The sequence below is a fragment of the Bacillus swezeyi genome (assembly GCF_030908325.1).
Lineage (GTDB): Bacteria > Bacillota > Bacilli > Bacillales > Bacillaceae > Bacillus > Bacillus swezeyi.
Map to the genome: position 1 here is coordinate 1547173 of NZ_CP133085.1, position 20479 is coordinate 1567651.

Annotated in this window: 25 protein-coding genes; 18 read left to right on the forward strand and 7 right to left on the reverse strand. The window is 43.3% G+C overall.

All coding sequences use genetic code 11. The features are described 5' to 3' along the window. Positions 1-78: 78 nt before the first annotated feature. The 4 genes from RBH91_RS07505 (at position 79) to RBH91_RS07520 (ending at position 6188) form a co-directional block, all read left to right on the forward strand. The gene (locus RBH91_RS07505) at positions 79-2685 is read left to right on the forward strand and encodes an exo-rhamnogalacturonan lyase family protein (protein ID WP_307894010.1); all 2607 of its coding nucleotides are present in this window, start codon (positions 79-81) and stop codon (positions 2683-2685) included. A 144-nt stretch (positions 2686-2829) separates the two neighbouring features. Beyond that, on the forward strand, positions 2830-4290 hold the full coding sequence (locus RBH91_RS07510) for an extracellular solute-binding protein (RefSeq protein ID WP_404802502.1): 1461 nt from the start codon (positions 2830-2832) through the stop codon (positions 4288-4290). Between the two features lie 38 nt (positions 4291-4328). After that, complete coding sequence (locus tag RBH91_RS07515; RefSeq protein WP_307894012.1) at positions 4329-5282, forward strand: ABC transporter permease; 954 nt, start codon at positions 4329-4331, stop codon at positions 5280-5282. Between the two features lie 18 nt (positions 5283-5300). Next, a complete protein-coding gene (locus tag RBH91_RS07520) occupies positions 5301-6188 on the forward strand; it encodes a carbohydrate ABC transporter permease (protein WP_076762321.1) in 888 nt (295 codons plus the stop codon). Between the two features lie 38 nt (positions 6189-6226). Here the strand turns inward: RBH91_RS07520 and RBH91_RS07525 are convergent, their stop codons facing one another. After that, positions 6227-7552 carry an APC family permease gene (locus RBH91_RS07525; RefSeq protein ID WP_307894013.1) on the reverse strand — a complete coding sequence of 442 codons (1326 nt, stop codon included), beginning with the start codon at positions 7550-7552 and terminating at the stop codon, positions 6227-6229. Between the two features lie 378 nt (positions 7553-7930). On the opposite strand from RBH91_RS07525, the gene RBH91_RS07530 reads away from it, so the two are divergent. Then, complete coding sequence (locus RBH91_RS07530) at positions 7931-8884, forward strand: ring-cleaving dioxygenase (protein WP_076762323.1); 954 nt, start codon at positions 7931-7933, stop codon at positions 8882-8884. A 93-nt stretch (positions 8885-8977) separates the two neighbouring features. On the opposite strand, the gene RBH91_RS07535 is transcribed toward RBH91_RS07530, so the two are convergent. The 6 genes from RBH91_RS07535 to RBH91_RS07560 all read right to left on the reverse strand — a co-directional run bounded on the left by RBH91_RS07535 (position 8978) and on the right by RBH91_RS07560 (position 13569). Then, the gene (locus RBH91_RS07535) at positions 8978-10279 is read right to left on the reverse strand and encodes a S1C family serine protease (RefSeq protein ID WP_307894014.1); all 1302 of its coding nucleotides are present in this window, start codon (positions 10277-10279) and stop codon (positions 8978-8980) included. A gap of 309 nt (positions 10280-10588) precedes the next feature. Continuing rightward, on the reverse strand, positions 10589-11788 hold the full coding sequence (locus RBH91_RS07540; RefSeq protein ID WP_307894015.1) for a site-specific integrase: 1200 nt from the start codon (positions 11786-11788) through the stop codon (positions 10589-10591). Further along, positions 11778-12323 (reverse strand): ImmA/IrrE family metallo-endopeptidase, encoded by a 546-nt coding sequence (locus RBH91_RS07545; RefSeq protein ID WP_307894016.1) that lies wholly within the window; start codon positions 12321-12323, stop codon positions 11778-11780. Before RBH91_RS07545 ends, RBH91_RS07540 begins: the two co-directional genes overlap by 11 nt. Positions 12324-12394: 71 nt before the next feature. Next, positions 12395-12745: a DUF898 family protein gene (locus RBH91_RS07550; protein WP_307894017.1), complete on the reverse strand. Its 351-nt coding sequence runs from the start codon at positions 12743-12745 to the stop codon at positions 12395-12397. A gap of 172 nt (positions 12746-12917) precedes the next feature. After that, positions 12918-13016: an SHOCT domain-containing protein gene (locus tag RBH91_RS07555; protein ID WP_307894696.1), complete on the reverse strand. Its 99-nt coding sequence runs from the start codon at positions 13014-13016 to the stop codon at positions 12918-12920. A gap of 187 nt (positions 13017-13203) precedes the next feature. Then, a complete protein-coding gene (locus RBH91_RS07560) occupies positions 13204-13569 on the reverse strand; it encodes a helix-turn-helix domain-containing protein (protein WP_307894018.1) in 366 nt (121 codons plus the stop codon). 159 nt (positions 13570-13728) lie between these two features. Here RBH91_RS07560 and RBH91_RS07565 point away from each other — a divergent pair, with 159 nt between their 5' ends. The 13 genes from RBH91_RS07565 (at position 13729) to RBH91_RS07625 (ending at position 20411) form a co-directional block, all read left to right on the forward strand. Continuing rightward, complete coding sequence (locus RBH91_RS07565) at positions 13729-13959, forward strand: helix-turn-helix transcriptional regulator (protein ID WP_307894019.1); 231 nt, start codon at positions 13729-13731, stop codon at positions 13957-13959. Between the two features lie 12 nt (positions 13960-13971). Continuing rightward, the gene (locus RBH91_RS07570; RefSeq protein WP_307894020.1) at positions 13972-14283 is read left to right on the forward strand and encodes a hypothetical protein; all 312 of its coding nucleotides are present in this window, start codon (positions 13972-13974) and stop codon (positions 14281-14283) included. Then, positions 14284-15054: a BRO-N domain-containing protein gene (locus RBH91_RS07575; protein WP_307894021.1), complete on the forward strand. Its 771-nt coding sequence runs from the start codon at positions 14284-14286 to the stop codon at positions 15052-15054. 72 nt (positions 15055-15126) lie between these two features. Next, positions 15127-15645 carry a helix-turn-helix transcriptional regulator gene (locus tag RBH91_RS07580; RefSeq protein WP_307894022.1) on the forward strand — a complete coding sequence of 173 codons (519 nt, stop codon included), beginning with the start codon at positions 15127-15129 and terminating at the stop codon, positions 15643-15645. Then, positions 15642-15920 carry a YqaH family protein gene (locus tag RBH91_RS07585; protein ID WP_307894023.1) on the forward strand — a complete coding sequence of 93 codons (279 nt, stop codon included), beginning with the start codon at positions 15642-15644 and terminating at the stop codon, positions 15918-15920. Before RBH91_RS07580 ends, RBH91_RS07585 begins: the two co-directional genes overlap by 4 nt. Before the next feature lie 530 nt (positions 15921-16450). Continuing rightward, positions 16451-17032, forward strand: a complete 582-nt coding sequence (locus RBH91_RS07590; protein WP_307894024.1) for a host-nuclease inhibitor Gam family protein — start codon at positions 16451-16453, stop codon at positions 17030-17032. Next, on the forward strand, positions 17032-17694 hold the full coding sequence (locus tag RBH91_RS07595; protein WP_307894025.1) for an ERF family protein: 663 nt from the start codon (positions 17032-17034) through the stop codon (positions 17692-17694). Before RBH91_RS07590 ends, RBH91_RS07595 begins: the two co-directional genes overlap by 1 nt. Before the next feature lie 26 nt (positions 17695-17720). Next, positions 17721-17858: a hypothetical protein gene (locus RBH91_RS07600; RefSeq protein WP_307894026.1), complete on the forward strand. Its 138-nt coding sequence runs from the start codon at positions 17721-17723 to the stop codon at positions 17856-17858. A 13-nt stretch (positions 17859-17871) separates the two neighbouring features. Further along, entirely contained in the window at positions 17872-18117 is a 246-nt protein-coding gene (locus RBH91_RS07605) for a hypothetical protein (protein ID WP_307894027.1), read from the forward strand. Between the two features lie 19 nt (positions 18118-18136). Further along, the gene (locus RBH91_RS07610; protein ID WP_095303818.1) at positions 18137-18370 is read left to right on the forward strand and encodes a DUF7667 family protein; all 234 of its coding nucleotides are present in this window, start codon (positions 18137-18139) and stop codon (positions 18368-18370) included. 19 nt (positions 18371-18389) lie between these two features. Further along, positions 18390-18593 carry a hypothetical protein gene (locus RBH91_RS07615; protein WP_150149822.1) on the forward strand — a complete coding sequence of 68 codons (204 nt, stop codon included), beginning with the start codon at positions 18390-18392 and terminating at the stop codon, positions 18591-18593. Between the two features lie 50 nt (positions 18594-18643). Further along, positions 18644-19639: a hypothetical protein gene (locus RBH91_RS07620; protein WP_307894028.1), complete on the forward strand. Its 996-nt coding sequence runs from the start codon at positions 18644-18646 to the stop codon at positions 19637-19639. A gap of 10 nt (positions 19640-19649) precedes the next feature. Continuing rightward, positions 19650-20411 carry a P-loop NTPase family protein gene (locus RBH91_RS07625; protein WP_307894029.1) on the forward strand — a complete coding sequence of 254 codons (762 nt, stop codon included), beginning with the start codon at positions 19650-19652 and terminating at the stop codon, positions 20409-20411. The last annotated feature ends 68 nt before the right edge of the window (positions 20412-20479 follow it).

Consider the following 20479-nt stretch of genomic DNA (forward strand, 5'->3'; position numbering starts at 1 on the left):
GCAAAAAAAGACCATTGACGGTCAAAATGCCGGAAAGGGAAAATACAGACTGACAAAAGCTTTAAAGGGAAAGGAGGAATGCTTGTGAAGGCACAGGCTGAAGTAAAATGGCTGAAATCACCGCCTGCCTCAGGCGGCGTAACATGGGGAGTTCCTTGGGGAAAAGGCGTGCTGCAAAAAGAAGATGAGATCACCATCACCGATTCGAACAACAGCGCTCTGCTTTTACAGACATGGCCGCTGGGATATTGGCCGGACGGCTCTGTGAAATGGACGGGGCATGCCGCTGTTTTCACAGAAGAAAGCGGGAGCCGTTTTTCTCTGCATAAAGGAAAGCTTCAAACAACTGAACACACCCTTCACATGACAGAGGAGGAAGACAGCATAACAGTCAACACCGGGGAGATGGTCTGCAAACTGGAGAAAACAGGCTCCTCATTGTTCAGCTCGATTTCCATTTCCGGGGAAATGATGGCGAAAACCGGACGGCTCATCGCTCTGAAAGAGAAAAGGACCGGTACAGATTCACACAGGACACATCAAATTGAACGGTTTGAGAGCATGATCAATAAGGTGACAGTTGAACAAAACGGTCCGGTTAAAGCGGTCATCAAGGCTGAGGGGGTTCACCGGGGCGGTGGCCGGGAGAAGACATGGCTGCCGTTTGCCGTCAGGCTTTCATTTTATGCCGGTGTATCGGCTATCAGGATCATGCACACGGTTTTCATCGACAGTGATGCCGAACATGAATGGGTGAGAGGGCTCGGCCTTGAATGTTCCGCCGTTTTCAAGGGAGAGCCGCGGAATCGGCACATACGGCATGCAGCGGACAGCGGGATTTACAGTGAGCCGGCCCAGCTGCTTGTTACAAGAAGGTTTAACGAAGCAAACGGGTTTTATGAAAAACAAATTGCCGGACAGCCGGTAAGGGAAGATGCCGATACCTCTGCATTGATTCTCGATGCCAGTCGCAATGCCGTTTGGAATGATTTTAAGCTTGTTCAAGATTCTCCTCTTCACTACAGTGTAAAGAAACGGACTGATCGGGATTGCGCTTGGGTCGATGCGATTCATGGCGGGAGAGCGAACGGGCTGATGTATGCGGGAGGAGAAAACGGCGGAATCGCCTTGGGGCTAAGGGGTTTTTTTGAAAAATATCCGTCTTCACTTGAAACGTCAGGACTTGCTGCTGATGAAACGAAATTGACGGTATGGTTTTGGCCTCCTGAAGCTGAAGCGATGGATTTCCGCCGCTATTCAAAGGAGAGCCATGTTGAAAGCGCCTATGAAGGCTTTTCGGAAATGCGCTCAACAGCCTTCGGTATCGCCAATACAAGCGAAGTCAATCTCAAATGTTTTACAAAGCCGCCAAGCCATGAAGAACTGGATGTATTGGCGGATGAATGGCAAAATCCCCCGCTTTTAATTTGCGATCCTGATTATTATTCCAAAACCCGCGCTTTAGGGATGTGGAGTTTGAAAGATAAAAGCGGACCATTTCAAGCGGTGCTTGAAGAACAGCTTGACGAAGCTTTCCAATTTTATAAAAACGAAGTTGATCAGCGCAGCTGGTACGGGTATTGGCATTACGGAGATGTGATGCATACGTATGACTCCGTCCGGCATGTGTGGCGGTATGACCTTGGCGGCTATGCCTGGCAAAACACGGAACTCGTCCCGAATCTATGGCTTTGGCAGACGTTTCTCAGATCGGGAAGGGAAGATGTTTTTCGAATGGCAGAAGCGATGACGCGTCATACAAGCGAGGTTGACTGCTACCATTTCGGGGAATACAAAGGGCTCGGATCAAGGCACAATGTCCTTCACTGGGGCTGCGGCTGTAAAGAAGCGAGAATCAGTATGGCCGGACTCCATAAAACGTATTATTTTTTGACGGCGGATGAACGCATCGGCGACATTTTAACCGAAGTGAAGGATGCTGACACAGCTCTAAAGCGGCTGGACCCGATGAGAGCGTATTATCCAAAAGGTGCGTTTCCAACGCACGCAAGAGTCGGTCCAGATTGGGCGGCATTTTGTTCCAACTGGCTGACACAATGGGAACGGACGGGTGACACGGCATATTTGGCAAAAATCGAGAAGGGGATCAGCCAGCTTAAAGCGCTGCCGCTTCGTTTATTATCAGGCCCGACGTTTGGCTATGATCCGGCAAATGCACATCTGTTTCATATGGGGGACGGAAATGAGGGCGGATATCACATGGTCATCGCTTTCGGTGCTCCGCAAGTGTGGATGGAGCTGTCCGGGCTCTTGGAAGATGAAGAATGGAATGAGATGCTTGGCGAATTTGGCGAATTTTATTTGCTCAGCGATGAAGAGAAGCGCCGCAGAAGCGGAGGGAAGCTCCATGATGATTTGTTCCATTGGCCGATGTTTGCCGCTCTAATGGCCGCATATGCAGCACATCGGAATCAAGACCGGGAGCTCGCCGAAAAAGCGTGGCGCCTGTTGCTTGATGAAAAACAAAGCCATACACCGCTGCCGATTGCACCGAAACAGGCGGACTGCTGGAAGAGTCTGTTGGAAATTCCCTGGGTGACGACGAACTGCATATCACAATGGTGTTTAAACACAATTGCGGTGCTGGAGCTGCTCGGCGATATGCTGCCGAGTCAAGAGATGCAAGAAAAGGTGATCGCTTGCAAATCAGGAGCAGTGCGGTGAAACGGCAGGCAAAAAATGAAGATTGCCGGAAAAATGTAAGCGCTTTAAATTTAGTTTAAATAATAAAGGGGGAATCATAAAATGCCGAAGCTGAAATACGGGGGAAAAAAGTGGCTGGTCTCGTCCGCCGTCTTTTTTCTTCTCATGGGATGCAGTTCGAACGAAACATCTAAACAAAATGGCAATGAGAAGGAAAAGGACGCCATCCGCATTATGGCGCCGCTCCTTTCGCCGGAAAGTCCGGGAGAAAACAGCCCATCGTTAAAAGCGCTCGAAAAATATACGAAAAAACAAATTAACGTGACATGGGTTCCTAACTCTTCCTATAACGATAAATTTAACATTGTCATGGCGTCAGGAGATTTGCCGCACGCCATCGTCGTGACGGATAAGTCGCCCGGATTTATCAAGTCAGTCAAATCCGGAGCGTTCTGGGAGCTTACCCCATACTTAAAAGATTATCCAAACCTCGGCAAGGCTGATGAAAAAGTCATGAAGAACAGCTCAATCAACGGTAAGGTTTACGGCATATACAGGGCGAGAGATCTGATCAGGGCCTCCATCATCATCAGAACCGACTGGCTTAAACATGTCGGGCTCGACATGCCGAAAACGATCGATGATTTTTATGAAGTGCTGAAAGCGTTTAAGGAAAAAGATCCTGACGGGAATGGCAAAGATGATACGTACGGGATGGTTGTGCCAAAATGGATGGGGCTCGGCAACGGAAGTCCGTGGGATATCATGCAGACTTGGTTCGGCACGCCGAACCGCTATGGCGTAGATGAGAATGGAGAGCTCGTCCCCGACTTTACAACAGACGAATATATGGAGGCATTGCGGTTCTTTAAAAAGCTTTATGATGAACGGCTGATCAATAAAGATTTTGCCGTGATGGATTCGGCAAAGTGGAATGATCCAGTCGTCAAAGGAAAAGCGGGAGTGATCGTCGATACGGGTTCAAGAGCCTCGCAAATCCAAAGCGCATTGGAGGAAGCTGATCCTGCAAATAAAGATGTGATCGATGTCATCGGAACGGTGGAAGGGCCGAAGGGAACCTATACGTTCCCGACGTCCGGCTATGCCGGTATGATCGCGATCCCGAAACAGAGCGTCAAAACGGAAAAAGAACTGAAGAAGGTTTTGAGCTTCCTTGACCAAATGAATGATGAAGAGGCGCAGATCATTGCCAACAACGGAGTGGAAGGGCGCAATTATAAGCTTGATGACGGAACATTCACATCCTATGAAAAAAATAATAAAAAACTCCTTTACGAGCATGAAGGGCTGGCTCAATTCAGCATGGGTATTCCGGAACGAAGGTACTATATTGAAGAACAAACGTCCAAGCTGTTCCAGCACCGTGAACAGATCATCAAAGAAGGGGAAAAAATCGCCGTCTTCAATCCTGCTGAATCGCTCGTTTCAGATGTATACACCCAAAAAGGCGCACAGCTCGACAATATCATTCTTGACGCGAAAACACAGTTTATTATTGGAGACATTGATGAAAAAGGTTTTCAGGATGCCGTCCAGCTTTGGTATAAAAGCGGCGGCGAAGAGCTGATGAAAGAGCTTAATCAACTGTATCAGCAGACTAAATAGGCCATCTCCGAGGATGAGATGAAAGGGGGATGCAGCATATGGAAATCGCCACAAAAACGGAGAAGGCCGCTGTAAAGACAGAAAGGAAAACGAATTGGCTGACAGCCGTAAGACGGGATAAATGGCTTTACCTTCTGCTTGTTCCAGGTGTTTTATATTTTCTCATTTTTAAATATTGGCCGATGTGGGGCGTATTGATCGCTTTCAAAGATTACTCTCCATATCTCGGCTTTTGGCAGAGCGATTGGGTCGGATTCGAGTATTTTAAGGACTTTTTTATGAATCCCGATTTCTTCCGCCTGCTGTACAATACGCTTATGCTGGCCGCACTCGATTTGATTTTTGCGTTTCCGGCGCCGCTGATTGTCGCGCTTCTCCTGAATGAATTGAGGCATGCCATTTACAAAAGATGCATTCAGACATTTATTTACGTACCGCACTTTGTATCATGGACGATCGTCGTCAGCATGACATTTGTCTTTTTTACAGTTGATACCGGCGTGATCAATAAAATGCTTCAGAATATAACGAGCGGAGAGATTTCCTTTCTCTCTGATCCCGAATGGTTCAGGCCGATGATCGTGCTGCAAAGCATATGGAAGGAGACGGGGTGGGGAACGATTTTGTTTTTGGCAGCGCTTGCTGCGGTTGATCAGGAGCAATATGAAGCAGCCGTGATGGATGGTGCCGGGCGCTTCAGAAGAATGTGGCACATTACGCTGCCGGCCATCAGAAGCACGATTGTCGTACTCCTCATCTTAAGAATCGGAAGCTTTTTGAACATCGGTTTTGAGCAGATTTTTTTAATGACCAACTCTTTAAATCGAAGCGTGGCGGAGATTTTTGACACGTATGTGTATATTGTCGGAATTACCCAAGGGGCTTACAGCTACAGTACGGCAGTCGGTCTTTTTAAATCAGTCGTCGGCATCATCCTGATTTTCGGCGCCAACTATATTGCGAAAAAATTTGACCAGGACGGTCTGTTTTAATAAATGGAGGTGGGTGGAATGACCGGTTCAGAATCGATCCATAACACGAAAGCCGGGCGGGTGTTCGACTTGTTTAATATGTTGTTTCTCGGCTGCTTGGGGCTTGTGACGGTTTTGCCTTTTCTTTATATTATCGCCGGATCTTTTGCAACAGAAGCCGAGCTTTCGGAACGAAGCTTTTTTATCTTTCCTGAAACATTCTCACTGGATGCGTACCGCTATATTTTTTCAACACCGACATTTATCAAAAGCATGGGGGTATCCGTGTTGATTACCGTCGTAGGAACGGTAGTCCAGCTCTTTTTTACGTTTACGATGGCATATCCACTTGCCAAACGGCATATCAAGGGGAGGAACGTACTGCTGAATCTCGTCATTTTTGCGATGCTGTTCAGCGGCGGGATGATTCCGACGTACATCGTCGTCAAATCGCTCGGACTTCTTGATTCCTATTGGGCTTTGATTTTACCGATGGCCATCAATCCGTTCAATCTCATCATTATTAAAAATTTTTTTCAGCAGCTGCCGAAAGAGCTCGAAGAATCCGCCAAAATTGACGGCTGTTCGGAGATCGGCGTATTTCTCAGAATCGCGCTTCCGCTTTCAAAGCCGATCATTGCAACCTTCGCACTGTTTTATGCAGTCGGCATCTGGAACGACTTTTTTCATGCCTTGCTTTATATAAATGACAGCGCCAAATGGCCGCTGCAGATGGTGCTGCGCCAGGTCACAATTCTTTCCGATCTGACCGGGACGACGAATGACATGATGGAAAGCACGGTGCCGCCGGAACAGTCGATCAAATTGGCCGTCATCGTCATTGCAACACTTCCGATTTTAGCGGTTTACCCATTTCTGCAGAAGCATTTTGCCAAAGGGATATTGATCGGATCTGTAAAAGGATAAAAAGGCTGCCGGAAGGTCTCCGGCAGCCCAGGGCGGCTTTAGCTGGCTGAGCCGCTATTTCTTTTTTTCATCCAAACATAAACCGGGAGTCCCACAAGGCCGATCAAAATTGACCACAGACAGCTGTAAAAGTCTGTGATCAGCGTGCTTAAAAGGACAAACAAGGATCCCGCAATAGCCGCAATCGGCAGGTAAGGGTAAAGCGGCACACTGTATGATCTCTCCATCCCGCTGTTTCGCCTCCGCAAAATAAACACCGCGAAAAATGCCATGACATAAAAGATGTAGATCATAAAAATCGAAACCTCTGACAGTTTTTCAGGATTGCTGATCAGCATTAAAACAACGGCAATCATGATCTGGACGATCACGGCAATCCATGGCGTATGGAATGTCGGATGGACATGTGAGATCCAGCGTGAAAACGGGAGCTGATTTTTTTCGGCCATCGCAAAGATGACGCGGGGAAAAGACAGCACCTTTCCGTTTAGACATCCAAAAATACTGACGATAATTCCGATGGAGATCAGTTTTCCGCCCAGCGGTCCAAACAGCATCGAAGCCGCGGTGCTTGTCGCGTTCTCACCGAGCTTAACGATTTGGTCGGCCGGTAAAATGTGAAGCAGCGCCAGATTGATAAACAGGTAGCAGGCCGTTACAATCAATATGCCTCCGCTCATCGCTTTTGGCAGGAGCTTTTCAGGGTTTTTCATCTCCCCTCCTAGCGCTGCGAGGAGAATCCAGCCGTCATAGGCAAACAATGTCGCCAAAACAGCCGCGCCGAAATTCTGCCCGCCGATACTGCTGCTGACGGCGCTGAAAATATGTTCATCGCCTTGCCATAACCCAAAGACGATAATAAATACAATGGGAATCAGCTTTCCGACCGTTGTGATCGTCTGAACCGCTCCGCCGTACTTTGTTCCGATAATGTTGACGATACACAAAAAAGCGACGGAAACGATGCCGATAAGCGCGGCCCATGATTTGTCCCAGGAAAACAGGTTGGCCATGAGCGAACCGAAATATAATCCGAGTGCGCCGATGATCGCCGGTCCGTAAATGATGATCTGAACCCAGCCGCACAAAAAGCCCCAAAATTCCCCGTATATTTCTTCAAGATACGTGTACAGTCCGCCTGTTTTCGGAATTTGTGTCCCGAGCTCGGCGATGGTCAATCCGCCCGCAAGCGTCAAAAATCCTCCGAGAATCCAGGCGAAAAGCGCAATCTGGGCGTTTCCAGAATAAGAAAGAACACTGCCGGGCTTCATAAACACACCTGAGCCGATGATCGTTCCTATGACAAGAGAAAGCGCAAATAATAAGCCAATCTCTTTTTTTAGTCCGTTTGTTTCTGCATTCATTTGTCCGCCTCCCATTGCTTCATAATCTTTTTATAAAAAACTATTTCTATATTGTAATACCTTTTTTTCAAAACGAAAATAAAATAAATTTTCTGATTTTCGTATTTCCTGTCATTGTCAGTGTGTTTTACTGCTGAAAGTTCGAAAACGGATGTTTATATACGAACTTTAATGGTTATTTTGATTCGTATTGTTAGGTTTTTGGTTGTGCTGCTTTTTTAGCGCAAGAAGGCGGATGAAAAGACGGTTTGTTTGACTTTTCAATTGAAATCACCTATTTTGATAAAGAGAAATATCTCGAATTCGAGATATATAGTGATCATCCACATAAAGGACTTCGGGAAATCACACACTGTTATCAATAGGAGATGATTTGATATGAAAGTGAATGGCATTCACCACGTATCCGCTTTAACAGCCAATGCTCAAAAAAATGTCGATTTTTATGTGAAAGGCCTCGGCATGAAACTGATCAAGAAATCGGTCAATCAGGATGATCCGACGATGTACCATTTGTTTTACGGCGATGAGGTAGCGACACCCGGTTCAGATCTGACGTTTTTCGAGATTCCGATGCTTGCCCGCCGTGTGGAAGGAACAAACTGCATTTCATCTGTATCACTCCGGGTGCCTGGCGAGGATGCGCTCGGTTTTTGGCAAAAGCGGCTTGATGAACTCGGTGTTGTTCAAAGCAGGATTACGCAGCGCGCGGGACGGAGCATTCTCCGCTTTTTAGATCATGAAGGGCAAAATATCATTCTTGCCGCAGATGAAAAAGGAAAAGACGATGGGGTGCCTGTGAAAAACAGCGCCATCCCAGAGGAATATGCCATCAGAGGCCTTGGTCCTGTCGAACTGTCTGTACCTGATGCACAGCCGACGGCGGATGTGCTGACGGATATTCTTGGCTTTAAACGAATCGCGGAAGAGAAGCTTGAAGGAACCGATCAAGAGCTGATCATTTTTGAATCGGGAGTAGGCGGAGCTGCGACAGAGGTTCATGTTGCGGAAACGAAGGGTCTCAGAAGAGAGCGGCCCGGAAAAGGAAGCGTCCACCATGTCGCATTCCGCGTCAAAGATGAAGAAGAACTGCAAAAATGGTATGAAAAAATCAGTTCACACGGTTTCACAAATTCCGGCATTGTTGAACGCTATTATTTTAAAGCGCTCTATTTCAGAGAACCGAACGGCATCCTCTTTGAGCTTTCAACCGACGGACCGGGATTTGCCGTTGATGAAGGAATTGATGAGCTGGGCCAAAGCCTTGCACTGCCTCCATACCTTGAAAACAGACGAAAAGAAATTGAAGCCCGTCTTAAACCGATTCAATAAAAACAAAGCTGATCAAGGCCTTTGGCGGGCCTTGGTTTTTTTGAAATGTAAAAGAGGCCATCGGCAAAGCCGACAGCCTTAAGGGGGATTCCATTAAGAAGCTGTTTCCTCTTTTTGGTCAAGCGTCACTTGTTTTGTCATTGTTTTGCCGTTTCTGATGATGGTCACCTTTACTGTGTCTCCGATTTTCGTATTTTTGTAAAGGAAGTTGCGTAGTGTACTTCCTGTATCAGTATCTTTTCCATTCAGGCTGACGATGACATCATCCTGTTTGAGGCCCGCTTTTTCAGCCGGAGATCCTGAAGCGACTTGGCGAATGTAGACGCCTTTGTTCAATTGGCTGCTGCTTAATCCAAGCGTTCCAGTTTGATAGTTTTCAGGAACCTGTTCAAGATCCATCATGCCGATACCGATAAATGGGCGTTCGATTTTTCCTTTTGACAACAGTTCTTCGGCGATCGGTTTGACATCATCGCTTGGGATCGCAAAACCTATGCCCTCTACGCCGGATTCGCTGATCTTCATGCTGTTGATGCCGATCACCTCGCCTTTCGTATTTAAAAGAGCGCCTCCGCTGTTGCCGGGATTGATCGCCGCGTCCGTTTGAATGACGTTCATTTCGGTTTCGCCGGCAGACGTATTGACGGAAACGGTCCGGTCAACACCGCTGATGATTCCTTGTGTGACGGTGCGGGAAAGGTCTTTGCCGAGCGGGTTGCCGATCGCAACCACTGATTCGCCTGTCTTTAGGCTTGACGAGTCTCCGAAAGAGGCGACTTTTTCAACGTGATCCGCGGAAATTTCGACAACGGCAAGGTCTGTCAAGGAGTCGCTGCCTACCAATTTGCCTTCCACTTCTTTTCCGTTTGAAAGGGAAACTGTCAGCTTATTGGCGCCTTCGACGACATGGTTGTTTGTAATGATATATGCTTTTCCATTCGCTTTTTTATAAATGACGCCCGAACCCGTTCCTGTTTCTTCCTCTTCTGAGCCGTTATTGCTGCTGCTTTCAAAGCCGAACATATCTTTCTCTGTCTGTTTTTGGTAATTCGAGATACCGACGATGGCCGGCGATAGATTCTCAACCATTGCTGAAACATCTGAAGAGCTTGTGCTTGATAAGTTTTCAGTTTTTGCCGCATTCTCAGTCGAAGAAGAATTGGCCGTTTGATTTGTTCCGGTCTGAACGGACGAATTAACCGTTTCATCATTGCTGTGCTGATAAGCCGTTACACCGAGGACGAGGCTTCCTCCAATGATGCCGCTGATGATCGGCGTCATCCATGAAAGCTTTCGTTTTTGTTGTTCCGCCTGTTTTAACGCTTGATTCGGCTTTTTATCAGAGACGATGATTTCGTTTTTGGTTTCATGTTGATGTTCCCTGTTATATTCCATATTCTCCACGCTCCTATTGTTATCATATCCTTTGATGTACCCATCATAAACAAAGACTGTGGGATAAACATGAAAACATTGTGGGAAATTGTCAAAGAAAAAGGATAGAATAAATAGGGTGCTACCCTATGCATTTTTACAATACGACATGACAGAGGTGTTAAAAACATTGAAAAAGATCGGTTTCATCGGATACGGGAGCATGGCTCGCATGATTTAGTAAATCAATCCAAAGCCTTATTGTTTCAAGGGTTTTCGCATTTTTATCTTCCTTACTTATCGAAAAAATAACATTTTAATAACATTTATTCACGAAATCCCGATATTGAGGATGTCTCCAAAAGTCTCCTGAACTTTTTGCGAAGCATCCTTTTTCATTTTATTGGTGACATGTGTATAAATTTTCATCGTAGTTTTCATATCATCATGCCCTACCTTATCCATGATTGTTGGAAGGTCAACACCGGCTTCAGTCAACATGCTGATATGTGTATGTCTGAAAATATGAGGTGTAGCATGTTTCTTGATAGATGTTTTTTTCAATATTCTTTCCATGCGCTCGATCAGAGTATTTTGTAGGGTAGGGTATCCTTTTGATCTCGCGAAAACAAAATTTTCGTTATGGTATTCTTCTGGGGGAATACGTGATCTTAATCTTCTTTTTTTCTGTTCAATCTGGAAATTCTTTAGCATCTCCATGATCTGTTTATCGATTTGAATCGTCCGGATTGAACCGACGGTTTTGGGTGGCGTTAACTCATATTCTTTCATATTGCCCTTTTCTGAATATATCGTCTTGGTAATTCGGATTTCATTTGTTTCGAAATTAAAATCAGACCATTTAAGGGCACACAATTCACCTGAACGCATACCAGAAAAAGCAAGTAAATAAAACCTTTCGAGGTCCATATCCAACCCGAATTTTTTTACAGCCAATAGAAATTCTTCGATCTCTTCTTTTTCGAGGTATTTTTCCTCAATCTTATTATTTTCAATTTCTTCTACCGTTAATCGTTTTTTCGGTACGGTTGCCCCCGACACAGGGCTATCCTTCAATAAATTCACTCTAATGGCATACTTGAAAATCAAACCTGCCGTTACATGCACTCCTTTAACTGTGTTTCGTGCGTATCCTTGTTCTATAAGATCATTAAGTATTTTTTGATATTTCCTTGTCGTAATCTCAGTAATATTTTTTTTTGCAATAAATTTATTCAGAATATTTATTTCTTGTTTTCTTATCCTGATGGTATTTTTCTTGTTACCTAAGGTAAGAGCGTAGTCATGAATCCATTCAGCAGCAAGCTTTTCAAATGTCATTTTTTTAACGACAGATTCATCTATACCGTCTTCTTTTAGGGCGGCGATAGCATCTAACACTTTTTTTTCAGCCTCTTTTTTAGTCTTTCCCCTTCTGGATATTTGTCTGCGCTTGCCTGTGACTGGATGTTTTGGCCCGTCTCCAACAGCTAGCCATTTCTTCCCCTTTACTAATTCCTCAAAGTACAAATTCCTCACCTCTGTTACATGCTATATTTTTCTGATTGGTTTTACAGACAGCTTTATACCACATAACCGAAAATTGTTTTCTTCTGTACATTTCAAGCCGTTTTGCTGCAAAAGGATAGGTTACGTTGAACGTATCTCCAATTAACTTTATGGCCTCAGATTGTAGGCGGGGCAACTGAATTTTTGCAAGCATGAAAGTTGGGACACAGAAATGATACATAAAACTGTTTGCCTGGAACTCTTGCAGCTGCCTGAACATTTTATTCATTACGAGTTGATTTCCATAGTGTTTTAAAACATGGCAAAGTTCATGAGCAAAATCTTCCCACTGCCTTTCCGGAGAGAGTCTATTGTCTAACACAATACTATAGCAGCCATGGATACAGAACATACTGCTGTCTGCCTCCTCAAAATGAATATAAATATTAAATGCAGATCCAATTTTTTTCATGTTTATTTGTTCGGGTTGAAATATGTTTAGCCGTACGTATGTTTTTTTGACGTTTTCTTCGAGCATTGATAAATGAAAAGACATGTAATCCCCCTCAATGATGAGAATGTATGTTCGATTTTTAGTTTGAAAGAAAACCCTCATATGAGAGGGCATTAATCAACAAACGTTGTATGTTTTGTTTTCCATTTTTCAAGAGAAATAAAAATCCAAAAGCTATATATACCCAAGGTAATAATGCATAAAAACCACCATTTTATCCAAAGCCCAAATAATCCAATAGCTGACCCATTGAATTTTAATCTTCTACCTTCTATGACAGTATGGTTTATTCTCCAGCCATAAATCATAGTTAAGGACCAGGGATAACAAATTCCTAGAGTGAATATTGTTACTAAAGCGCCTAATATGACCCACCCTATATATTGTAATAATCCGCCATCAAAATATGATTTTCCTATTGTATTATTTACATTCACATTCACAGCGACATTTGATTCTGACATTAAAATTTTCCCCCAGTTCATTTGTATATACATCTTTTATCATAGGACAAAATTCACAATTTTTCAACGGAATATTGCCATTTTTGTAAAAAGTTTCAGCAAAAGTGGTCAGTATTGTTTTTTGCGAGGGATCTTCTTAGTCGAAAACACAAAAATTTTTGATTGACCATCATCATATATTTAAAAGCTTCTGTTTCTTTGCTGCAAATTCTTCCTCTGTAATAAGCCCTTCATCTTTCAAAGCTGCATATTTCCTAATCTCTGAAGCTATGAAATCAAAATCAGAACTTGCTTGACTCTCGCTAGATTTACCCGCAGATTGGACCTCTTTTTAAAACTCGGATTTGACCCAAATTTTCCGGAAGAGAATCCAGATCTTATTAGTAAACAGAATTTAAACATAATAAACAAAGAAAGATATACAGGCCAGCTTGCAATACTTTTGTTTAAGCGAACAACTAATTACCTTTATCTTTAGGTCGGTTTCTCTCTTTCTCTTTGAGGTATTTTATAAAATCAACGGCCTGCTGCTTTGCTTCTTCGGAGAAATCAGCGGCATCTCTAAAAGCAATTTGTAAATCAGGGTCATTGGAAAAATCAGAGTCATTTTTACTCGGACTCTTACCTGTAAGGATATAGTCAGTAGAAACCCCATATAGTTCAGCGATCTTAACTATCATCTCGCCATCAGGTTTCCTCAAGCTGTATTCCCAATTAGCATAAGTCGACATCGCTTTAAGACCTAACTTTTTTGCAACAGTTGACTTACTCCATCCTTTTTTCTCTCTTAATTCGGTCAAAACTTTACCAGTTATATTTTCCATTGAAAACACCTTTTTTCATATAGTGTGTAAATTTTAACACGATTTACACAGGAAAAATAAAAAGTTACACAAAAAGAATAAAAAAGTATTGACTTACTCTTTACGTGTATATTATTATTGGACTAACAAAGTTACTCAAAACGGGTAAGGGGTGAAACGATGAAACTTGAAAAGTTACGTGCCGAAAGAATTTCCCAAGGAAAAACCCAAACATATATGGCTAAGAAACTTGGTTATAAATACGCAAGTGGTTACGCAAACATTGAAATGGGACGTACAAAGCCAAGTTTAGTAATAGCTAAACAAATTTCTGAAATTTTGAATGTTGATGTTAATGATCTTTTTTTTGAGCAAAAGTTACACGTTAAGAGTAAAAAAACTACAGCATAGGAGGGATTGGCAATGTTCACTATGCAATACGATGACAAATTCATCGATCAAATCGCTTCAAAGATAGCTGACAGAGCCACAGACATTTTAATCGAACGTTTAGGCTCGCTGAATGAACTGCCCCACATCCTGACAAGAGAAGAGGCAATGAAAGTTCTTAGATGCGGCCCAACCAAAATGTCTGAACTGATGTCCCGACCTGATTTTCCGGTGACTGATGAATTCGGCAAGAAAATCCCGACCCAGTTGCTTTTCAAATGGGTAGAACGCAACACGAGATGGGTCGAAGAAAACACACATTACTTTAAGAAAGGCGTGAGTTAAATGAATCAACTGCAAAAAGTATTCAGTTATCAAGATCAACAGGTCCGAACAGTCGTTAAAGATGGTGAACCTTGGTTCGTTGCAAAGGATGTTGCAGAAGTATTGGAATTTAGCGAGACCGCACAGATGACAAGGCATCTTGATAGCGACGAAGTCATGTCTGTCAAATTGACAGGTATGAATATGAACTCAACGCTGATCAATGAAGCCGGGCTTTACTCCGTGATCTTACGAAGCCGCAAACCGGAAGCCAAACAATTCAAACGATGGATAACACACGAAGTCATCCCAACAATCAGAAAAACAGGCTCTTATCACAGTGAACAGCCAAAAACTCATCTCGAAGTCTTACAGGGAACTATCAACCAACTGGTTGAGCAAGACAAACGCATGAATCAGTTAGAAGGCCAAGTCAACAATATTTCAAACATCGTATCCATGAACAATGTCGGATGGCGCGAAAAAGTAAATGTCATCTTAAAAAGAATCGCGAAAAACTGGACCGGAGTCGAGCCATACCGAAGTGTCGTGAATCTCAGCTATGACCGTTTAGAGAAGCGAGCAGGATGCAAGCTTGAGCTTCGTTTAAACAACCGACAAGAACGCGCTATTTCACAAGGCATGTCCAAAACTTATGTAAAGAAAATCAACAAATTAGACGTGATCGCCGAGGAAAAGCGCTTAGTTGAAATCTACATCCAAGTAGTCAAAGAAATGGCTATTCAATTCAAGGTAAACATCAATGACTTTAAATTTGATGAAGTTATTTAATCTCATGACTTAATCATACATCCAATATCTGTACAGAAGAATAGAGATCATAGGACAAAGGAGAGTTTAAGGATGCCGGAAATAGTAACGAAATCACTGGCCCATTTACTAGAAGCGGAGGACATGACAAACGGGCAGCTTGCCCTTGATCTGAACGTTTCGGAATCAATGGTAAGCAAGATGAAAAACGGAACAAGGAAAATGCCGTGGGATGTGGCGGAAACGTCGCTTAAGAAATTCGATCAACCGTTTTATGCAATGGGGATTATGAACAGTTTCAGTGATGGATGTTCGCCGCCTGTCTTCACCGGGGAATCTGTAGAACGTCATCGGCTGGCTTTTGAGGAAATCATGGTGACGCAGGCAACGGAAGCCGTTCAGACGCTTAATGATGTGAGTTTTGTTAAGAATCCGAAGTTGATTTCACTTGATGAAAGAGAGCGTGTGAAAGGAGCCATAAAAGAACTTCTGGACGTAGAGGCATGGGCGAAAAATTTGGCGGCTTTATTGGCGAAGGAATACAACATTTCTCTAAAAGAGTGTTACAAGAAAGCAAAAATCACATGGAAAGCGAAAGGGTGGCTCGAATGAACTTAAATCATTTCTTGAAATCTGACAGGGAGAAGGCGGAAAGGCTTTATGAATCAATTCAATTTATGGCTTTTGATTTATTGGCAAAGGCTATCGAAGACGGGGATTTTGTTGGGTGCAAAGAAGTCGCTGAAGCAATAGCCCAACACAGTAAAGATTTAAAGAAGATGGAACACCCTGAGAGAGTGGTGGAGCTTAATGAAATCGCGTCAGAGTTTGCCAAAAGAGGGTTGAACGTTGTTCCTGTTAAGCCGCCATCAAGGAGGGTTCATTGATGATCCATTTCATTCACAAGCCAACCACAGCATTAGAAGTGCGTGCATGGTGCGCGAGAATCCGAAATTATCCTGAATTACATCTTGTATGGGATCAGCGGTTTAAAAAATTCAAAGAAAAAAGGAGCCGTTTAAATGAATCATAAAAAATTCAAGTTGTCATCTTACATTTTGCAGAATGCGAAATCTATGGGCTATTCAGAAGAAGATATCAAGGGGGCTGTACAACTTCTCCATGAGGAAATCAACAAGGAGAACAAGTTTATTTTGAATTTGGTCAAACAAGTAATGTCCAACAAAGGAGTTGATTCAAATGAACATAGAACACCCAATGATTACAGAAATTAACCGTTTCGGCTACCCGAAAGAACATTTACGGTACGAAGACGAGGAAGAGAACGAAGACGATGACAAATAAAAAAAGTTCACTTTTGGGGAGTGAACTTGCAAACGGAAGATATGACTAAAAAACTATTACTTTAAGTGTACCGAGTATTTTTAAAAAAATCAAGAAAAGGGGCAATGTCTCTATGAATATATCAGATGAAATAAAGAAAGATTTAATGGATGCAATGCCGCAGGAAGATGAAGGGCCAGAAATATTTGAGGTTCACGATCTGGAGACGGCAGCAGAGGCGCAACGGCGTGTTGCTTACTTCAAAAGAAAGCAGGCTGAAATAGATGCGGTGGCCGACAAGCAAATAGAGCGCCTCAAGAGAGAAATCTTGCAGCTTGAGTATTGGCGAGTAGAAGAAAAAAAGGAATACGTCAGGCGTGAAAACTTCTACAAACATCGGCTTGAAAGATACATGCGCGAGGAAGTCAGGAAGATGCAAGATAACGGCAAAAAGCCAAAGAAAACAATCAAGCTGCCTTACGGAACGATCAAGCTTGTTAAACAACAGCCGGAATACCAACGAAATGAAAATGATCTGCTAAAATACGCGGAATCTAAGGGGTTTGTCAGGGTTAAAAAAGACGTTGATTGGGCGGCTATTAAAAATAAAGCCAAGGTGTTCGGCGACAATTTAATAGATGCAGACGGCGAGTTAATCCCCGGCGTAACGGTGGTTGACAGGGAAGACAAATTCACGGTCGAGGTGAACGAGTGATGAACATTTATCAAAAATTGGTTGAAGTCAGGAAGGCTGTTCCGTATTTAAAAAAAGATAATCAAGGCAAGCAATACGCATATACAAGTTCAAGCCAAGTAGTAGCGGCAATTAGAGAAAAAATGGATGAATTAGGTCTTTTGCTTGTGCCGAATATTATCGACAAAAACGTGCGAACTGAAACAGTTGAATTTAAAGACAAAAACGGAAACGTCAACAAAAAAACAACAACATATTTTACTGAATTGACAATGGAATACAAATGGATCAATACAGAAAACCCAGAAGAAACAATGATAGTACCGTTTTATGCACAAGGTGTTGATATAGCAGGGGAAAAGGGAGTCGGGAAGGCTTTAACATACGCCGAGAAATATTACCTTCTGAAACAATTCAACATACCGACAGATGAAGCCGATCCGGATGCATTCCAAGAAAAAGTTGAGTCTTCAAAGCCGCCCGAAATGATCACACAGGAGCAAAAGGATGAAATTCAATCGCTGGCACAAAGCTATGTTGAACTACGCGGTCAGGGTGATGTGAAGACGGTTTTGACAGCCTTGAATGTCATGGATATTAACAATATTCAAAAAGGCGAAGCGGATAAATGTATTTTTCAGCTTAAAAGATGGGTTGCGAAGCTACAGAAAGAATCAGCTTAAAACATCAGGAAAGGCGGCGCATCACGATGAACAAAATCACCCGCAAATGGGCGCGGATGTCGCGGAAACAGCAGGAGAGAAACGAGAATACAACGGCCGTCATTCTGGCGGCTCTCCTATACGGATGTTATGTGCTTATGGGTTATCAGATCATTTCGCTTTGAAAGGGGATTTCAAATGTTAGAACCAAGGTTTTGTTATCGGATACTGGCGGCTGCGGGACTGTCTCATGATGAGCAGGGTAACGATACAGACTGCTTTGCTCAGATTGATCACGTAGGCGGCTGCAAGATCAGCCAAGGACAATATGACCGCATGCATGAACAGCTTAAGCATCGTTTAGCTGCTCAATATGAAATTGACGTGAACCATTTAGAGTGCATTAGCCCAGAAGAATACGACGACAACGTAGACGACTATTAAACGAAAGGGGAAACGTTCCATGTGGGGAGTACATCAAAGACTGGCAGAGTTAAGAAACATCGAGAAAAACCACAGGGCATTGACCGAAGAAGAAAAGGCGGAATTAAACATCTGCTTGGATGCAAATTTAAACCTTTGTCGAAAGGTGGCGCACCTAAAAAACCAGTCTTTACTTGCGACCATGACAAAGGATAACGATTGGCAGTTTGAAATATGCAGCCAATTAGAAGAAATATATACGGTTTTCCATTGATTATTCAGGAGGGGCAAACATGAGAAGAAGAGCCATGAAAAGACAGTTACTTGTCAGCTACTCTTTCCTAGTTGGCGGAAAGAAAGGAAGTGGCAGAACTACAGAGTTTTTAGTCACTGGGAAAAAACGAATATCCCCTAACGACATCGCGTGGATGGAGAAAAGACTAAAAGAAGATAACGATTTTGATGCGGTCGCCATCATCAGCTATCAATATTTTTAAATAAACGCCCCGATCAGCAAGAGACGGACGGATAAAAGGAGGCAGAGGCATTGAACGGTTTGTTATTAGACGAATATCCCTTGATTGTCATTCCTTCTTTAGCAAAAGAAATCGGATTGAACGAAGCAATCGTTCTTCAACAAGTCCATTACTGGTTAAAGTCATCAGGCAAAAAAAGAGACGGTCGAAAGTGGATTTATAACACATATGACGAGTGGTTAGAACAGTTTCCGTTTTGGTCTAAAAATACGTTGAGGCGAACTGTGGAAAGACTTGAAAAGTCCGGGGTGTTGATTACAGCAAATTACAACAAAATGAGAGCCGACAAAACAAAATGGTATTCGATTGATTACGACCGACTGCCCAAAATGGGCAGAGGGACTGCCCAAAATGAGCAGACGGACTGCCCAAAATGGGCAGACAGGAGTGCCCAAAATGGGCAGAGCAATACCAGAGACTACACAGAGACTACTACAGAGACTAACAATAAACCGGATGAAAGTGAAAAACAGGACATCAGTAAAACAGATGCATTTCAAAATGAACTGGAATCGGTTGGTCCTAAATCTATAAATCTTTCAAGTTTAGAAGAGATTGAAAAATTAACAGAACTGACAATTCAAAAAGAGACTCTTCCAGCAGGGATTAAAAAAAGCATCTTAGTTCAATATCTTGACTGCCTCCGTCTTACTCGATCAACAGGTAAAATCTCGGCCAATGTTTTAATGACTCATCTTGAAAAAATGAGCAAGTACAGTCTCGATCAGCTTCATTATGCAATGTGGACGCATGTGGAGAAATACAACGACCGACAAGAAAAATACACGCTTGGCATTCTTAGAAACACAGACGACCACAAAGCGCGGCAGGGCCTCATGAAATTGATGAATCAGGGAGGTACAAGGAAAGATGAACAGTTTAGAAGATACCCTAAAGCAGTTGGAGAAATCGAATCCCGGACTAGCGAAGAGGTTGAGAGACTCGAAGCGCTTGCAAGAGAAAAGGGCTTATCCGGAAAGATACGAGATACTCACTGTGATTTCTGAGGAAAACTGCATGTATAAGAAATGCGACGGCTCCGGCCTGATCTGGATTAAAGACCATCAGGAAAACAAGGAATTCATGAAAGAGTGCCCGTGTAAGGCTGTCAAAACCTTAGAAAGAAAACTGATGGGTGCCCGGCTGCCGGAAGAGTTTAAAGACGTAACTTTAAATTCATTTGAAATAGATGTCTATGAAAATGACGAATCGAAGGAGCGCGCGGCGAATGCAAAGCGGATTTCTAAAAACTATGTATTGAAATTCGAGCAGATGCGCGAGCAGGGGAAAGGATTATATTTTTACAGCCATGAAAAGGGGAGCGGCAAAACGCGGTTAGCTGCAAGTATCATGAAGGCCATCACCAAGATGCACGACAAGCCGGACAATCCGTTGAAAATCATTTATTCCTCAACTGCTGATCTGATCGGAGAGATTAAAAAGACCTTTGAAGCAGATTCGAAGATTAAGAGTTCCGACATTATCGAAGCTGCAAAAACGGCTGATCTGGCGATCTTTGATGATATCGGAGTAGAAAAAGCGACCGATTGGGTAGAAGAAACGTTTACCCGCATTCTGGACTACAGGCTCCAGAATAAAAAGCCGACTATTTTCACGAGCAATTTAGCCATTGATGAACTGGATTTGAAGTATCCGGGTGGCAGGATCAGCAGCAGGGTTGAAAAGCTTGCTTTCCCTATCAAAATGCCAGATGAAAAAGTCAGAAGCAAGATAGCAAAACAGGAAAATGAGGAGTTGTTGCAACTGCTTTATGAATAAACAAAAACACCGAGGCGCAAGGCCCCGATGCTTTATGAACTGTGGGTAATTCAATTATAGCACACTGG

Excerpts from the sequence above, each read along its gene's own strand:
- RBH91_RS07605 (WP_307894027.1), top strand. The coding sequence starts at position 17,872 with ATGTTAGAACCAAGGTTTTGTTATCGGATACTGGCGGCTGCGGGACTG.
- RBH91_RS07515 (WP_307894012.1), top strand. The coding sequence starts at position 4,329 with ATGGAAATCGCCACAAAAACGGAGAAGGCCGCTGTAAAGACAGAAAGG.
- RBH91_RS07560 (WP_307894018.1), bottom strand. The coding sequence starts at position 13,569 with ATGGAAAATATAACTGGTAAAGTTTTGACCGAATTAAGAGAGAAAAAA.
- RBH91_RS07545 (WP_307894016.1), bottom strand. The coding sequence starts at position 12,323 with ATGTCTTTTCATTTATCAATGCTCGAAGAAAACGTCAAAAAAACATAC.
- RBH91_RS07610 (WP_095303818.1), top strand. The coding sequence starts at position 18,137 with ATGTGGGGAGTACATCAAAGACTGGCAGAGTTAAGAAACATCGAGAAA.
- RBH91_RS07590 (WP_307894024.1), top strand. The coding sequence starts at position 16,451 with ATGAATATATCAGATGAAATAAAGAAAGATTTAATGGATGCAATGCCG.
- RBH91_RS07625 (WP_307894029.1), top strand. The coding sequence starts at position 19,650 with ATGTATAAGAAATGCGACGGCTCCGGCCTGATCTGGATTAAAGACCAT.
- RBH91_RS07585 (WP_307894023.1), top strand. The coding sequence starts at position 15,642 with ATGAACTTAAATCATTTCTTGAAATCTGACAGGGAGAAGGCGGAAAGG.
- RBH91_RS07510 (WP_404802502.1), top strand. The coding sequence starts at position 2,830 with ATGGGATGCAGTTCGAACGAAACATCTAAACAAAATGGCAATGAGAAG.
- RBH91_RS07525 (WP_307894013.1), bottom strand. The coding sequence starts at position 7,552 with ATGAATGCAGAAACAAACGGACTAAAAAAAGAGATTGGCTTATTATTT.
- RBH91_RS07595 (WP_307894025.1), top strand. The coding sequence starts at position 17,032 with ATGAACATTTATCAAAAATTGGTTGAAGTCAGGAAGGCTGTTCCGTAT.
- RBH91_RS07505 (WP_307894010.1), top strand. The coding sequence starts at position 79 with ATGCTTGTGAAGGCACAGGCTGAAGTAAAATGGCTGAAATCACCGCCT.
- RBH91_RS07550 (WP_307894017.1), bottom strand. The coding sequence starts at position 12,745 with ATGTCAGAATCAAATGTCGCTGTGAATGTGAATGTAAATAATACAATA.
- RBH91_RS07600 (WP_307894026.1), top strand. The coding sequence starts at position 17,721 with ATGAACAAAATCACCCGCAAATGGGCGCGGATGTCGCGGAAACAGCAG.
- RBH91_RS07520 (WP_076762321.1), top strand. The coding sequence starts at position 5,301 with ATGACCGGTTCAGAATCGATCCATAACACGAAAGCCGGGCGGGTGTTC.
- RBH91_RS07565 (WP_307894019.1), top strand. The coding sequence starts at position 13,729 with ATGAAACTTGAAAAGTTACGTGCCGAAAGAATTTCCCAAGGAAAAACC.
- RBH91_RS07535 (WP_307894014.1), bottom strand. The coding sequence starts at position 10,279 with ATGGAATATAACAGGGAACATCAACATGAAACCAAAAACGAAATCATC.
- RBH91_RS07580 (WP_307894022.1), top strand. The coding sequence starts at position 15,127 with ATGCCGGAAATAGTAACGAAATCACTGGCCCATTTACTAGAAGCGGAG.
- RBH91_RS07615 (WP_150149822.1), top strand. The coding sequence starts at position 18,390 with ATGAGAAGAAGAGCCATGAAAAGACAGTTACTTGTCAGCTACTCTTTC.
- RBH91_RS07570 (WP_307894020.1), top strand. The coding sequence starts at position 13,972 with ATGTTCACTATGCAATACGATGACAAATTCATCGATCAAATCGCTTCA.
- RBH91_RS07530 (WP_076762323.1), top strand. The coding sequence starts at position 7,931 with ATGAAAGTGAATGGCATTCACCACGTATCCGCTTTAACAGCCAATGCT.
- RBH91_RS07575 (WP_307894021.1), top strand. The coding sequence starts at position 14,284 with ATGAATCAACTGCAAAAAGTATTCAGTTATCAAGATCAACAGGTCCGA.